Consider the following 14,261-nt stretch of genomic DNA (forward strand, 5'->3'; position numbering starts at 1 on the left):
TGGAGATCTGCACCGTGTTTCAAAACGTTGATGCTTATGCTGGCGATCCAATTCTGTCGCTGATGGAAACCTTCAAACAGGACCCACGTGACAATAAAGTGAATCTGAGCATTGGCCTCTATTACAACGAGGCGGGTATCATTCCTCAGCTGCAAGCCGTGGCTGCGGCAGAAGAACGCCTGCAGGCGCAGCCGCATCAGGCGTCGCTTTACCTGCCGATGGAAGGCCTGGGCCCATACCGTAATGCGATTGCACCGCTGCTGTTTGGCAAAGAACACCCGATGTTAAAGGCCGGTCGCATTGCTTCCATCCAGACGCTGGGTGGCTCCGGTGCACTGAAAGTCGGGGCGGATTTCCTCAAGCGTTACTTCCCGCACTCAAATGTCTGGGTGAGCGATCCGACCTGGGAGAACCACATCGCGATTTTCAACGGTGCTGGTTTCGACGCACAGACTTATCCGTGGTACGACGAAGAGACCAACGGCGTGAAGTTTGATGCGTTTATTGCCAAGCTGAAAACGCTGCCGAAGCAATCTATCGTGCTGTTGCACCCATGCTGCCACAACCCAACTGGCGCGGATCTGACGAACGCGCAGTGGGATGAAACCACCGAAGTATTGAAAGCGCAGGAACTGATTCCGTTCCTCGATATCGCTTATCAGGGCTTTGGTGCGGGCATGGAGCAGGATGCTTATGCGATTCGCGCGATTGCTGCTGCGGGCTTGCCGGCTCTGGTCAGCAACTCATTTTCGAAAATCTTCTCGTTGTATGGCGAGCGTGTTGGTGGCCTCTCCATCGTGTGTGAGAGCGCAGAAGAGTCTGCTCGCGTGTTGGGTCAGCTGAAAGCGACCGTCCGTCGCAACTACTCCAGCCCACCAAACTTTGGCGCGCAGGTGGTTTCTTGCGTACTGAACGATGAGGCGCTGCTGAACAACTGGCTGGCCGAGGTGGAAGCCATGCGCCTGCGCATCATCGAAATGCGCCAGACGCTGGTCAACGTATTGAGCACCAAGCTGCCGGGTAAAAACTTCGATTACCTGCTGAAGCAGCGCGGCATGTTCAGTTACACCGGTTTAAGCGCGCAGCAGGTTGATCGCCTGCGTGATGAGTTCGGCGTATATCTGATCGCCAGCGGCCGTATGTGTGTGGCTGGCCTCAACAGCCGCAACGTTAATCAGGTGGCCGAGGCCTTTGCTGCCGTGATGTAACGCACTTCGCAGCACGAGAAAACCGCCATGCCTCCGGGCTGGCGGTTTTTTTATGTGCGTTATCTGGTGCCACCGCCTTTACCTTTGGCTGACTTGCTGCACACTTAAACGATGTAATGACGTCTGTAATGAAGCCGATGGCAGGCGTCATCGGGCCTCAAATCGGCCTCTACCAAGGAGAATACCGCATGAACATTTCGGATCTCCTCACCTACTGCATGAGCAAATCGGGTGCGGAGCAGAGCTATAAAAATGAATGGGATGCCACACAGGTAAAAAGCGAAGGCGTACTGTTTGCCATGGTGCATGAGGTGAAAGGGCGTCCGGCGCTATCGTTGAAAACCTCGCCTGCGCTGACTGATTTATTGCGCGAAGAGCACAGTGACGTATTCCCGAGCGAGCATCTCAATAAGTCGCACTGGAGCACGCTGTGGCTGGATGGATCCCTAAAGGATTCGCAGATTTATTATCTGGTGGACGCTTCCTGGCAACAGGCTGACGCCACGCGCGCGGCGGGCGTCAGCCATGATGAGGACTCGCGCTAATTAAGCCGCTGACTCTTCTCGCAGGGTGTTGATATCAATCACGAAGCGGTATTTCACGTCGCTTTTCAGCATACGTTCATAGGCTTCGTTAATCTGGTTCATGGCGATCAGTTCGATATCGGAAGTGATACCGTGCTTGCCACAGAAATCCAGCATTTCCTGGGTCTCAGCAATGCCACCGATCAGTGAACCGGCGATGCTGCGACGTTTGAAGATCAGGTTAAACACCTGTGGGGCCGGGTGATCGTGCTCTGGCGCGCCCACCAACGTCATATTGCCATCCAGCTTCAACAGGGTGATGAACGGGTTGAGATCGTGTTGAGCCGCAACGGTATTCAAGATGAAATCAAAGCTGTTGGCATGCTGCGCCATTTGATCGGCATCTTTCGAAATGACGACTTCATCAGCACCTAAGCGTTTACCATCTTCAATTTTTGACGGTGAAGTGGTGAACAGCACAACATGTGCGCCCATCGCATGCGCGATTTTCACACCCATGTGGCCGAGGCCGCCAAGACCGACGATGCCCACTTTTTTACCTGGGCCAACGTTCCAGTGACGCAGTGGGGAATAGGTGGTGATACCCGCACACAGCAGTGGTGCCACACCAGCCAGATCGAGATTTTCCGGCACGCGCAACACATAGTTCTCATCCACTACCATCGCCGTGGAGTACCCGCCGTAAGTGATGGCGCCGGTTTCACGGTCTTCACCGTTATAGGTGCCCACAAAGCCGTTTTCGCAATATTGCTCCAATCCTCTCTGGCAGCTTGGACAGCTACGGCAGGAATCAACTAAACAACCGACACCGACCAGGTCACCCACTTTGTATTTGTGGGTGTGTGCGCCAACGGCAGTGACGCGGCCAACGATTTCATGGCCAGGCACCACTGGGAAAATAGTGTTTTTCCATTCGTTGCGCGCCTGGTGTAGGTCAGAGTGGCAAACGCCACAGTACAACACTTCAATCTGCACATCATGAGCGCGAAGCTCGCGCGGCTTATAGTCGAACGGGGCGAGCTTGGATTTCGCGTCCTGTGCGGCATAGGCATGCGTAATATTCATGGTGTCTCCAATCGGGTGTGTCGTGAGTGTATTGCGGGATCCCGTTCAGCGATCTGAAGGGACAAAGGCGTAACGAGCTACGCCAAAAAGGAACTGTGTAAGGATAGTCAGCGAGATGAGATGCGTATATGCCTGAAGTTGTCTGATTCTTGCCTGTTTCTGCATTTTGCTGCGGAATCTGACAGCCAGATAACAGGCTCGAATAGCTGCAATATTAAGCTGTTAAACTCGCGTGAGTCGCGCTTGCGCACTGAAAGAAATGAGAAGGCCCGCAGTGCGGGCCTTCAATTTTACTTCTTCTTCAGCATCGGCTTGAGGAAACGGGCAGTGTGGGATTTTTCACACTCTGCCACGGTTTCTGGCGTGCCTGAAATCAGGATTTCGCCGCCGCCGCTGCCGCCTTCCGGACCCAAATCGACAATCCAGTCAGCCGTTTTGATCACGTCGAGGTTATGCTCAATCACCACGATGGTATTGCCCTGATCGCGCAACTGATGCAGCACTTCCAGCAACTGCTGAATATCAGCAAAGTGCAGACCCGTGGTTGGCTCATCAAGGATATAGAGTGTTTGCCCGGTGCCACGTTTCGACAGCTCGCGCGCCAGTTTTACACGTTGCGCTTCACCGCCTGACAGCGTGGTTGCAGACTGACCGAGGCGAATATAAGACAGGCCCACGTCGATCAGCGTTTGCAGTTTACGCGCCAGCGCGGGTACGGCATCAAAGAACTCACGCGCTTCTTCGATGGTCATATCCAGCACTTCGTGAATCCCTTTGCCTTTGTATTTAATCTCCAGCGTTTCACGGTTATAGCGTTTGCCTTTGCATTGATCGCAAGGCACATACACATCCGGCAGGAAGTGCATTTCGACTTTAATTACGCCATCACCCTGGCAGGCTTCGCAACGTCCGCCGCGCACGTTAAAGCTGAAGCGCCCTGGATTGTAGCCACGGGAACGTGCTTCAGGTACACCGGCAAACAATTCACGCACCGGGGTGAAAATACCGGTGTAAGTGGCCGGGTTCGAGCGCGGCGTGCGGCCGATGGGGCTCTGGTCGATATCGATGACTTTATCGAAATGCTCCAGACCCGCGATCTCGCGATAGGGAGCAACCTCCGTCGTGGTGGCCCCGTTCAACTGCCGCTGTGCAATCGGGAACAGCGTGTCGTTGATTAACGTAGACTTACCGGAACCCGAAACGCCGGTGATACAGGTGAACAGGCCAACCGGAATCGTCAGCGTGACATCCTTCAGGTTGTTACCGCGTGCGCCGGTGAGTTTCAGCACTTTCGCCGGGTCGCCCTTCACGCGCTGTTGCGGAATGGCAATTTCGCGTTTGCCGCTCAGGTATTGCCCGGTCAGCGAAGCTTCGTTAGCCATAATGGCATTCACATCACCCTCAGCCACGACCTGGCCACCGTGCACGCCTGCGCCAGGACCAATATCAATCACGTGGTCAGCGGCGCGAATCGCATCTTCATCGTGCTCGACCACAATTACGGTGTTGCCGAGGTCGCGCAGGTGGATCAAGGTGCCCAGCAGACGTTCGTTATCGCGCTGATGCAGGCCAATTGAGGGCTCATCAAGCACATACATCACGCCCACCAGACCCGCACCGATCTGGCTTGCCAGACGAATACGCTGCGCTTCTCCGCCAGAGAGCGTTTCTGCGGAACGCGACATCGACAGATAATTCAACCCGACGTTAACCAGGAAGCTCAGACGATCGCCGATCTCTTTCAGGATTTTTTCGGCGATCTGCGCGCGCTGTCCGCTCAGTTTCAGATTGCGGAAAAAGTCGGTGGCATGGCCGATGCTCATCTCAGAGATGGTCGGCAGGTTGGTATTCTCAACAAATACATGGCGTGCTTCACGGCGCAGGCGTGTCCCTTCGCAGCTGTTGCAGGAGCGATTACTGATGAATTTCGCCAGCTCTTCACGCACCGCATTGGATTCCGTCTCTTTATAACGGCGTTCCATGTTGTGCAGCACACCTTCAAATGGATGGCGACGCACCGAAGTGTCACCGCGATCGTTGATGTATTTGAATTCGATATTCTCTTTGCCGGAACCGTACAGAATCACTTCGCGCGCTTTGTCGCTCAGGCTGTTAAACGGCGCTTCGACATCGAAATCCAGATGCTCTGCCAGCGAACGCAACATCTGGAAGTAATAGAAGTTGCGACGATCCCAACCACGAATCGCACCGCCAGCCAGTGATAGCTCAGGGTTTTGCACCACGCGATCGGGATCGAAATACTGCTGCACGCCCAGACCATCGCAGGTTGGGCAGGCACCGGCCGGGTTGTTGAACGAGAACAGGCGCGGTTCCAGCTCACTCATGCTGTAGCCACAAATCGGGCAGGCAAAGTTGGCGGAGAACAGCAGCTCCTCGGCCTCGCTGTCATCCATATCGGCGACGATGGCGGTACCACCACTCAGCGCCAGGGTGGTTTCAAAGGATTCTGCTAAGCGCGTCGCCAGGTCATCGCGCACGCGGAAGCGGTCCACGACGACTTCAATGGTGTGCTTTTTCTGCAGTTCCAGCTTGGGTGGATCTGACAGATCACAGACTTCGCCATCAATACGGGCGCGGATGTAGCCTTGAGCCGCAAGGTTTTCCAGTGTTTTGGTGTGCTCGCCTTTGCGATCTTTCACCACGGGTGCCAGCAGCATCAGACGACGGCCTTCTTCCTGCGCCATCACCTGATCCACCATCTGGCTCACGGTCTGTGCCGCCAGCGGAACATCGTGATCCGGGCAGCGAGGTTCACCCACACGGGCAAACAGCAGACGCAGATAGTCATGGATTTCAGTAATCGTGCCGACCGTCGAGCGCGGGTTATGCGATGTGGATTTCTGCTCAATAGAAATGGCGGGCGAGAGACCTTCAATATGGTCCACGTCCGGTTTCTCCATTAATGAAAGAAACTGGCGCGCATAGGCCGAGAGCGATTCAACATAGCGACGCTGACCTTCGGCATACAACGTATCAAACGCCAGTGAAGACTTACCGGAACCCGACAGACCGGTGACCACAATCAGCTTATCGCGAGGGATGATCAGGTTGATATTCTTCAAATTATGGGTGCGAGCACCGCGGACTTCGATCTTATCCATTCACCTTTCCCGGATTGAACAACACTCGCCATGCCTTGCCAGCACGACCAGCAGAAACGCGTTAGTATGGCACAAAAAATAAACTGAATAAATATCCAGTGCTTTTGCTATTCTGTGTGCCAAATAAAAATTGCGAGCCTGCTCTGAAGTGGGCACCGTCATTGTGACGTGATACAATTTTTGGCTTAGACTTTTAGCATCAACTCATCGGGAGACAGCAACATGGCCAGTCGTGGCGTAAACAAAGTGATTCTTGTCGGGAATCTGGGTCAGGATCCGGAAGTGCGCTACATGCCAAATGGTGGCGCGGTAGCCAACATTACGCTGGCCACGTCGGAAAGCTGGCGCGACAAGCAAACCGGTGAAAACAAAGAGATTACTGAATGGCACCGTGTTGTGCTGTTCGGCAAACTGGCTGAAGTGGCGGGTGAATACCTGCGTAAAGGCTCTCAGGTTTACATCGAAGGCCAGCTGCGTACCCGTAAATGGCAGGATCAAAGCGGCCAGGAAAAATACACCACCGAAGTGGTTGTTAACGTTGGCGGCACCATGCAGATGCTCGGTGGACGTCAGCAGGGCGCGAACGCAGGTGGCGCACCGATGGGCGGCCAGGGCGGCGGCAATAACAACGGCTGGGGCCAGCCACAGCAACCTCAGCAGCAGCCTCAGGGCGGCAACCAGTTCAGCGGCGGCGCACAACAGCGTCCGCAGCAGCAGAGCGCACCGGCGAACAACGAACCGCCAATGGACTTTGACGACGACATCCCGTTCTAAGACCACGCGCACGCATAATTACACGCTAAGGCCTCGTTTTACGGGGCTTTTTTGTATCTGACTCTCAGGTTTCTCAATCAAAAGAAGGGACGCATTTCCCATCAAGGAGTGATAATGAAACAGCAACAGGCAGAAGCATTATTAAAAGTCGCACTGGCAAATGATCATGCCCAGTTTCGTCGTGGGCAGTGGGAAGCGATAGATGCACTAGTGAATAAACAGCAGAAATTATTGGTGGTGCAGCGGACTGGTTGGGGTAAAAGCTCCGTCTATTTCATCAGCGCCAAAATTTTTCGCGATCGCGGTATGGGCCCAACCATTATCGTTTCACCGCTACTGGCGCTGATGCGTAACCAAATTGAGTCTGCCCGTCGATTAGGCATTGTGGCTGAAACCCTCAATTCTTCGAACAGCAGTGACTGGCAGTCGGTGACACAGCGCGTGCTGGATAATCAGGTTGATTGTTTACTCATCTCTCCAGAACGTCTCGCGAATGATCAATTTATCGAAACCGTACTGCAGCCGATTGCTAACCGCATCGCGCTCATGGTGATTGACGAAGCGCACTGTATCTCCGATTGGGGGCACGATTTCCGTCCCGATTATCGCCGTATCGTCAGCATTCTAAGGCAATTACCCGCAAACACGCCGGTGCTTGGCACCACCGCTACTGCCAATAATCGTGTTGTTGCAGATATACAGCAACAGATGGGCGATATTGTGATTCAACGCGGTGAGCTGATCCGTAAGAGTCTGGCGCTTCAAACACTCATTCTACCGAATCAGGCGTCACGTCTTGCCTGGCTGGCGCAAGTCATTCCGACTCTTGAGGGAACCGGGATCGTCTACACGCTTACCGTTCGTGATGCCGAACAGGTAGCGGCCTGGTTACGCACGCAGCACATTGATGCGCGCGCCTATCATGGCAGCGTTGAGGACGCGGGTTTCGACAGCAGCAATGACTATCGCCAACATCTTGAGAACTTGCTGCTGACTAACCAATTGAAAGTCCTGGTGGCGACCACCGCACTGGGAATGGGATATGACAAACCTGATTTGAGTTTTGTGCTGCACTATCAGGCGCCTGCTTCGATTGTCGCTTACTACCAACAGGTAGGACGCGCGGGTCGTGGCATCGATCATGCGGTTGGCGTGCTAATGTCTGGGGGGGAAGATCGTGATATTCATCAGTTCTTCCGGCAGTCAGCTTTTCCGGCAGAAGCACAGGTGCATGATATTTTGCAGGTGCTGGAGGAGAGCGATGGTTTGTCGATTCGCGATATCGAGCAGCAAACCAATCTGCGTCAGGGGCAAATTGAAAAAGTACTGAAATTACTGAGCGTTGAAAATCCTGCCCCGGTGATTAAAGTAAAAAGCCAGTGGCGGAGAACGCCGGTTTTCTATCAGTTGGATCGCAAACGTATCGTGCATCTTACGCAGCAGCGCGAACAAGAGTGGCAGGAAGTACAGGCTTATATCTCACAGCGCGGCTGCCTGATGACGTTTCTGCGATTATCGCTGGATGATGCCGACCCGATATCCTGTGGCAAATGTGCATATTGCCTCGGCCGGCCCTTGATTGACCCGAAGGTGGATGCAATGTTGGCTCATCAGGCTTCGACTTTTCTACAGCGCGCCGAAACGGTGCTTTCGCCCAAAATTCAGGTGGCTGCTCAGGCATTTGAAGAATACGGTTTTCGCGGCAATTTACCGGCTACCCTGCGTGCGCAGGAAGGTCGGGTGCTTTCGCGCTGGGGAGATGCCGGGTGGGGATCTCGCGTAGTCGCCGAGAAAGCCGCAGGCCATTTCAGCGATGAACTTGTTTCTGCTCTGGCTGAATTGATTGAACAGCGCTGGCAGCCAGTGCCTGCGCCAAAGTGGGTTTGTTGCGTACCGTCGTTGCGCCAACCTCAACTGGTGGCGGATTTTGCCCGCCGATTGGCACTGCGACTCGACTTACCCTTTATAGATGCACTTCAGAAAGTGAAAGATAACCCTCGACAACGTCTGCAGAATAATCGCTTCCATCAATGTCGTAATCTGGATGGCGCGTTTTCCACCTGCGCTAATCTGCCTGCCACGGCTGTGTTACTGGTAGACGATATTGTCGATTCAGGTTGGACAATGGCAGTGGCTGCCGCTCTGCTTCAGCAGGCGGGTAGCGGCATTGTCTACCCACTGGCGCTGGCAACCTCAACGGTGAAAGAGTCATGAATTTATCTCCTGTTGCACAAGCAACACTTTTGTTAACCAGTGACTTCTCGCGCCAGAGCGAGGATGAGGTGAAGCCGCTAAGTAATGCGGAATGGGGACGATTTGCCCTGTGGTTAAAACAGCAATCCGCTTCACCCGCTGATCTGCTCAGCTCTGGTGCTGATGTCATGTTAGCCACCTGGGTAGAACCCCATATCACACGCGAGCGAATTGAAACGCTACTCAGTCGTGGGCACAGCCTGGCGTTAGCGATTGAACGTTGGCAGCGCGCGGGGCTTTGGGTGCTAACGCGTTCTGATGCTGATTACCCAAGGCTGCTTAAGCAACAATTGCGCACCAACGCGCCAGCGGTCCTGTTCGGCTGTGGTGATATCGCTCTGTTAAATCAACCCGGTCTTGCGGTGGTAGGATCGAGGAATGCCAGCGAGCTGGATTTAGCGTTCAGTCGTCAGGTTGCGGGAAAAGTGGCCTCTGCGGGGGTAAATCTGATTTCAGGTGGCGCACGAGGCATCGATGAAGCCGCTATGCTGGGCGCATTGCAACACAACGGAACCGTCGTGGGTGTCCTCAGTGATAGTCTGCTGACCGCTGCGACCAGCGCCAAATGGCGAAAGGGGTTAATGGCGGGTAAATTACTGCTGCTTTCACCGTTCTATCCTGAAGCGGGCTTTACTGTGGGTAATGCAATGGCGCGCAATCGATACGTTTATTGCCTGGCGAGGAGTGCGCTGGTGGTGCACGCGGGTCACAAGGGCGGGACGCTGGTCGGTGCAGAAGAGAATCTGCGCAAGAAGTGGGTGCCGTTGTGGGTTAAGCCTACCGACGATGTACAGGCCAGCAACGCTGAACTGGTTAAACAGGGGGGGCAATGGTGCGCTGCTCACCCCGATGACATTGATGTTGCGCAATGGATGTCGCCTCCCTGTCATCAGCCCCATCAGCAGGAGGATTTATTGAGCCGCGCAGGGTACAAGATGCCCGACATGACCGCTGTGGTTAATGTGGCTCAGGAACCAGAAGGAATCTGGCATCCATCCGATTTTTATCAAATTTTTCAGGCGCAATTGCCGGCACTGGCCGCCCATCCCGTTACGATCGAGGATCTGGGCTCGCGGACGGGCCTGCATCAGATTCAGCTGACTGAATGGTTGCAGCGCGCGGTGCATGAGGGAGTGATTGAACAGCCGACAGGAACAAACTGTTATCAATGGAAGCGGAAAATGTAGCTGCTGTGCGTCTTCCATCATGAAGCCGGACAAATCCGTCCGGCTTCATCGCTTCTAATGCGGCCGCCACTCCCGCAAAAGCACCTCAGTATCACGCACTAACACCGGGTTGCCCGGCATAATCAAATCCGCCCAGACTTCATTATGCTGATTGATCTGCTGCTGTGCGGAAACGTAAGTCCGATCGGCCGTGGTATGCGCATCGGCGGCAACAGTGATGCGATAGCCCAGGCTGGCACCCACCTTGATGGTAGTATCGACACAGTAATCGGTCGCACAACCGCAAATTACAAAGCTCTCAATGCCATGTTGATCAAGCTGAGCCGCCAGGTCGGTTTGCCAGAAACTGTCGCAAGCGGTCTTGTTAACGTAGATCGCGTTGGCTGGCTGATCCAATTCCGGCACGATCTGCCAGCCTTCGCTGTTCACTTCGAGGCCTGGCTCAACGTGCTGGATAAAAATCACCTGATCGGCCGCTGCCGTCAGTTGATTGATGCGCTGACAACGTCCGTCACGATCAAAACGTGGTGAAGCCAGCACGCCATTTTGCATATCCACTACCACTACCACCCGATTAGCCATCATCGCCTCCTTTATATAGTGGATGACAGTATTGCGATTGTTACGCATGCAGGTAAAGCAAATCTGTTTTGCATTTCAGCTCGCCGCCGCGCATGCTAATTAGCCTGTTTTTAGGAGGTGTGATGTGAAGGTGGTTCCGGAAATCTTTCCTGATAAGTGCGATCAAGCGCAGTTCCAGCATTTTGCTGAACTGCCGGGTATCGAGCTGTATCAGGCGCACATCTCGCGTTACGCCTTTGAGCCGCATACCCATGAAGCTTTCGGTATCGGCACCATTGAATCGGGTGCACAGCGTTTTCGCTACCGCGGCACGCACTATACGGCACCGCAGCATTCACTGGTGATGATGAACCCTGATGAATTGCACACCGGGGAATCGGCCTGTGATGAGGGCTGGCGTTATCGCATGATCTATATTGATCCGCAGGAGATGGAGCGGCTTACCGGCGATCGTCACTGGTGGTTTAGTGAAGCGCTGCGTACAGACGCCCGTCTGGCACAGCCGTTTTCCCAGCGGCTGGCGCAGATGTGGCAGGCCACTAGCGCGCTGGAACGCGAGAGTCTGTTGCTGGAACTGCTGGAGCTATTACGTCCGCTGGCTCATCAGGGAAAATCGCGACCCGAAGAGGGTGCCCATCGCTTTGATGCGGTAAAAACCTATCTGCGTGAAAACCTGGCGGAGCCGATTCGTCTTGATGAGCTGGCTGCCCTGGCGTCGTTGTCGCCGTGGCATTTTCTCCGCAGTTTTAAACACCACTTTCATGTCACGCCACATCAGATGCTGATGGCCTTTCGTCTGTTCGATGCCAAGCAACGTTTGGGGATGGGGGAAAGCGCGGCTTCGGTGGCGGCCGCCGTTGGATTGACCGATCAGGCGCACCTCACGCGCACTTTTGCCCATCGCTATGGCATCACCCCTGGGCGTTATCAAAAGCAAGTTTTCCCCTCACGTTAACCGCAATCTGCTACAAGCCTTTATTATCCGGTTACGCCACACTGCGACGGAAAAGTGATAAAGGAAAAGAGAATGTTTGCAGGAATCGTGTTTGCACTTGCCGCAGGATTGATGTGGGGGCTCATTTTTGTGGGGCCACTGCTGATACCTGACTATCCGGGTACCTTACAATCGGCCGGACGCTACGTGGCTTTTGGGCTGGTGGTATTACCGCTGGCATGGCTGGATCGCCGCCGTCTGAAACAGCTGGCACGTAAAGATTGGCTGGAAGCGCTGAAATTGTCGCTGGTCGGTAATCTGCTCTATTACGCCTGCCTTGCCAGTGCTATACAGCGCACCGGTGCGCCGATCTCGACCATGATCATTGGCACCTTGCCGGTGGTCATCACCGTGACGGCCAACCTCTGCTACGGCCATCTTGAAGGGCGACTTTCCTGGCGTAAACTCTTTCCGGCGCTACTGATTATTGCTGCTGGCCTGGGCTGCGTGAATGCTGCGGAGATGCAGATGCAGGGGCCGGATTTTGACTGGTCGCGCTACCTGACAGGGCTATTACTGGCGATTTTAGCGGTCGCCTGCTGGACCTGGTATCCGCTGCGTAATGGCATCTGGCTGCGCGCGCATCCCCAGCATAAAGCCGGTAGCTGGGCAACGGCACAAGGGTTGGTGACCTTACCGCTGGCGTTGGTGTTCTATTTATTAGTCTGCGGTCAGCTTTACTGGCAGCAGCCTGAGTTCGCTCTGCCATTTGGCCCGCAGCCCACGCGTTTTCTCCTCATCATGCTGGCGATTGGGCTGATATGTTCATGGTTAGGCACGCTATGCTGGAATGCGGCTAGTCAGCGTGTGCCAACGGTCATCATGGGGCCGCTGATTGTATTCGAAACGCTGGCTGGTCTGCTGTGGACCTTCCTCTGGCGACAGAGCTGGCCGCCGCTGCTCACTGGGATCGGGATTGGCTTTCTCATCGTCGGCGTGATCTACGCCATGCGTATTAAACCGCAGCCGGAAGTCAGCGCGCTTTAACATGAATTTCTGGCTGCTGAGTAGAAGGGCTCAGCAGCCCTTTCTTCAGTTTTTTTAGGAATTTGCCGCCTCTCTCTTGCGCTCCTCTTCGCCATTTTTATCTTCAGACACCACCGCGATATAACTTTCCCTCGCTTATCCTTGCCTGTTTTTACCCCACTTTGTCATAACCCATGTTGCATTTTGGGGGGACTCCGGTCACTCAAGCGGGTGGAAAGGGGTTGATAACCCGCCGGGAAGGGTAAAAAAACCGGCGGTGGGAGGGTTAAAAAGGTGTTCTATCTGCATTTTTATTGCGATTTGGCACTGAAAATCACCGCTTCAAGCCACGATTTTCTCAAGATGCTGCTCCGGTGTTGAGAAACATCCGCTGAATCTGCATAAAAAAATGATTAAACACAGCGATGAATTACCTGGCGATATTTCCCATAAGTCGCCATTTTTTACTGTTATTGTTTAGGCGTGATAACGTTTCTAATCAGGAGTAATCCTGGTGCAGTGATCAACGTATCGCCATGGCCAGATGGCAATCCGTGATCGTCACCTAAAGTGATAGGTCCAATAAAAATAAGAGTCACTGTGCGAGCGATTACATGTCGTTGTTCATGATTGCTTAACAGATTTATCTGTATTCAGTCCTGATCATTAATATCAATTAAGTAATAAAACGAAGCGCCAATCTCACCGTAATGAGATTGGGCTGCGTATGAAAGGCTTGAATAGCGAGACTTTTGCTGATGTGAATCAATTTTACCGCAAAAAAGGAAGCAAATCCGCGATGATATTCATCAGGAAAAAATGGTGCGAATTGTTATGTTACGAACGCCGAATTAAATGATCTTCATCTCTTCTGGTAAGAACAAATCTCAGCATTAAGTCAAATAACAACGGTCTTAATGGTGTTAGCGATTATCGGAGCCTGAAGGATAGTGGTAAACACTGCGGCTAATATCCAGCAAGCGGCAGCTGCGACGCGTTCCAATGTCGAAGGTGGTTTGCAGGAAGTTAACAGCTTGCCGCTTCTCATTTGTAGTGAAGAAGTTTTTCAGCACGCTTTGCAGCATCTCTTTGTCGGAACTCAGTGACTGCAGTTCACGGGTAAGGTTTTGTAGTTTATCCTCCAACTCTTTGATTTTTCTACCTTCTTCTGAAGAAAGCCCAGAAAACTTTTTCTTCCAGCTATAGAAGGTGGCCTCGGAAATGCCAAGCTCTTCACAAATCTCCCTGACTTTCACTCCCGTTTCAGAAGCTTTAATGGCATTTGTGATTTGCTCTTCGCTATATCGTGACTTTCTCATAAATGCTCTTACCTTTCTTATCAATTAATGGATGAGAATTACTGTATTAATATCTGGTACTGCAAAAAGAGTATTAATGCAGTATTAAAGTGCGCGATTAGAATTGCGAGGTCTAAATTAAGTTATTTGGAATAAATATCATCATGGGATAAATCTTATTTTATTCTGAATGCCATTGAACGCCTTCCTGGCTTTGGGTTTTTGATATAGATTCATTTCATCCCAAATGCAGAAAAATACTACAAT

Annotated in this window: 11 protein-coding genes; 7 read left to right on the forward strand and 4 right to left on the reverse strand. The window is 53.1% G+C overall.

From position 1 onward, the window contains the following. Nucleotides 1–14: 14 nt before the first annotated feature. A complete protein-coding gene (locus IAE30_RS19365) occupies nt 15–1,208 on the forward strand; it encodes an amino acid aminotransferase (protein WP_155288004.1) in 1,194 nt (397 codons plus the stop codon). A gap of 188 nt (nt 1,209–1,396) precedes the next feature. Next, nucleotides 1,397–1,753 carry an MmcQ/YjbR family DNA-binding protein gene (locus tag IAE30_RS19370; RefSeq protein ID WP_200680746.1) on the forward strand — a complete coding sequence of 119 codons (357 nt, stop codon included), beginning with the start codon at nt 1,397–1,399 and terminating at the stop codon, nt 1,751–1,753. Here the strand turns inward: IAE30_RS19370 and IAE30_RS19375 are convergent, their stop codons facing one another. Then, complete coding sequence (locus tag IAE30_RS19375; protein WP_038643626.1) at nt 1,754–2,818, reverse strand: NAD(P)-dependent alcohol dehydrogenase; 1,065 nt, start codon at nt 2,816–2,818, stop codon at nt 1,754–1,756. Nucleotides 2,819–3,108: 290 nt separating this feature from the next. Continuing rightward, nucleotides 3,109–5,940, reverse strand: coding sequence for an excinuclease ABC subunit UvrA (uvrA, locus tag IAE30_RS19380; RefSeq protein WP_045815793.1), 2,832 nt, complete (start codon nt 5,938–5,940; stop codon nt 3,109–3,111). A 222-nt stretch (nt 5,941–6,162) separates the two neighbouring features. Between uvrA and ssb1 the strand changes: the two genes are divergently transcribed. From ssb1 to IAE30_RS19395, 3 genes are all read left to right on the forward strand, one after another. Then, nucleotides 6,163–6,714 (forward strand): single-stranded DNA-binding protein SSB1, encoded by a 552-nt coding sequence (gene ssb1, locus IAE30_RS19385; RefSeq protein WP_034826920.1) that lies wholly within the window; start codon nt 6,163–6,165, stop codon nt 6,712–6,714. A gap of 114 nt (nt 6,715–6,828) precedes the next feature. Then, on the forward strand, nt 6,829–8,928 hold the full coding sequence (locus IAE30_RS19390) for a RecQ family ATP-dependent DNA helicase (RefSeq protein ID WP_200680747.1): 2,100 nt from the start codon (nt 6,829–6,831) through the stop codon (nt 8,926–8,928). Continuing rightward, on the forward strand, nt 8,925–10,154 hold the full coding sequence (locus IAE30_RS19395) for a DNA-processing protein DprA (RefSeq protein ID WP_200680748.1): 1,230 nt from the start codon (nt 8,925–8,927) through the stop codon (nt 10,152–10,154). Before IAE30_RS19390 ends, IAE30_RS19395 begins: the two co-directional genes overlap by 4 nt. Nucleotides 10,155–10,208: 54 nt before the next feature. Here the strand turns inward: IAE30_RS19395 and IAE30_RS19400 are convergent, their stop codons facing one another. Next, entirely contained in the window at nt 10,209–10,736 is a 528-nt protein-coding gene (locus tag IAE30_RS19400; RefSeq protein ID WP_045832377.1) for an isochorismatase family protein, read from the reverse strand. Nucleotides 10,737–10,860: 124 nt separating this feature from the next. Here IAE30_RS19400 and IAE30_RS19405 point away from each other — a divergent pair, with 124 nt between their 5' ends. Together IAE30_RS19405 and IAE30_RS19410 are read left to right on the forward strand one after the other, a co-directional pair. Beyond that, nucleotides 10,861–11,691, forward strand: a complete 831-nt coding sequence (locus tag IAE30_RS19405) for an AraC family transcriptional regulator (protein ID WP_200680749.1) — start codon at nt 10,861–10,863, stop codon at nt 11,689–11,691. Between the two features lie 72 nt (nt 11,692–11,763). Beyond that, the gene (locus IAE30_RS19410) at nt 11,764–12,717 is read left to right on the forward strand and encodes a DMT family transporter (RefSeq protein ID WP_200680750.1); all 954 of its coding nucleotides are present in this window, start codon (nt 11,764–11,766) and stop codon (nt 12,715–12,717) included. Nucleotides 12,718–13,619: 902 nt separating this feature from the next. Here IAE30_RS19410 and IAE30_RS19415 read toward each other — a convergent pair. Next, entirely contained in the window at nt 13,620–14,015 is a 396-nt protein-coding gene (locus IAE30_RS19415; protein WP_038643615.1) for a transposase, read from the reverse strand. Between the last annotated feature and the right edge of the window lie 246 nt (nt 14,016–14,261).

The organism is Pantoea sp. S61 (assembly GCF_016625145.1).
Taxonomy (GTDB): Bacteria; Pseudomonadota; Gammaproteobacteria; order Enterobacterales; family Enterobacteriaceae; genus Pantoea; species Pantoea rwandensis_B.

What these genes read in the sequence shown, in the direction of transcription:
- uvrA (WP_045815793.1), bottom strand. Translation starts at nt 5,940, where the DNA reads ATGGATAAGATCGAAGTCCGCGGTGCTCGCACCCATAATTTGAAGAAT.
- IAE30_RS19415 (WP_038643615.1), bottom strand. Translation starts at nt 14,015, where the DNA reads ATGAGAAAGTCACGATATAGCGAAGAGCAAATCACAAATGCCATTAAA.
- IAE30_RS19375 (WP_038643626.1), bottom strand. Translation starts at nt 2,818, where the DNA reads ATGAATATTACGCATGCCTATGCCGCACAGGACGCGAAATCCAAGCTC.
- IAE30_RS19370 (WP_200680746.1), top strand. Translation starts at nt 1,397, where the DNA reads ATGAACATTTCGGATCTCCTCACCTACTGCATGAGCAAATCGGGTGCG.
- ssb1 (WP_034826920.1), top strand. Translation starts at nt 6,163, where the DNA reads ATGGCCAGTCGTGGCGTAAACAAAGTGATTCTTGTCGGGAATCTGGGT.
- IAE30_RS19395 (WP_200680748.1), top strand. Translation starts at nt 8,925, where the DNA reads ATGAATTTATCTCCTGTTGCACAAGCAACACTTTTGTTAACCAGTGAC.
- IAE30_RS19390 (WP_200680747.1), top strand. Translation starts at nt 6,829, where the DNA reads ATGAAACAGCAACAGGCAGAAGCATTATTAAAAGTCGCACTGGCAAAT.
- IAE30_RS19400 (WP_045832377.1), bottom strand. Translation starts at nt 10,736, where the DNA reads ATGGCTAATCGGGTGGTAGTGGTAGTGGATATGCAAAATGGCGTGCTG.
- IAE30_RS19410 (WP_200680750.1), top strand. Translation starts at nt 11,764, where the DNA reads ATGTTTGCAGGAATCGTGTTTGCACTTGCCGCAGGATTGATGTGGGGG.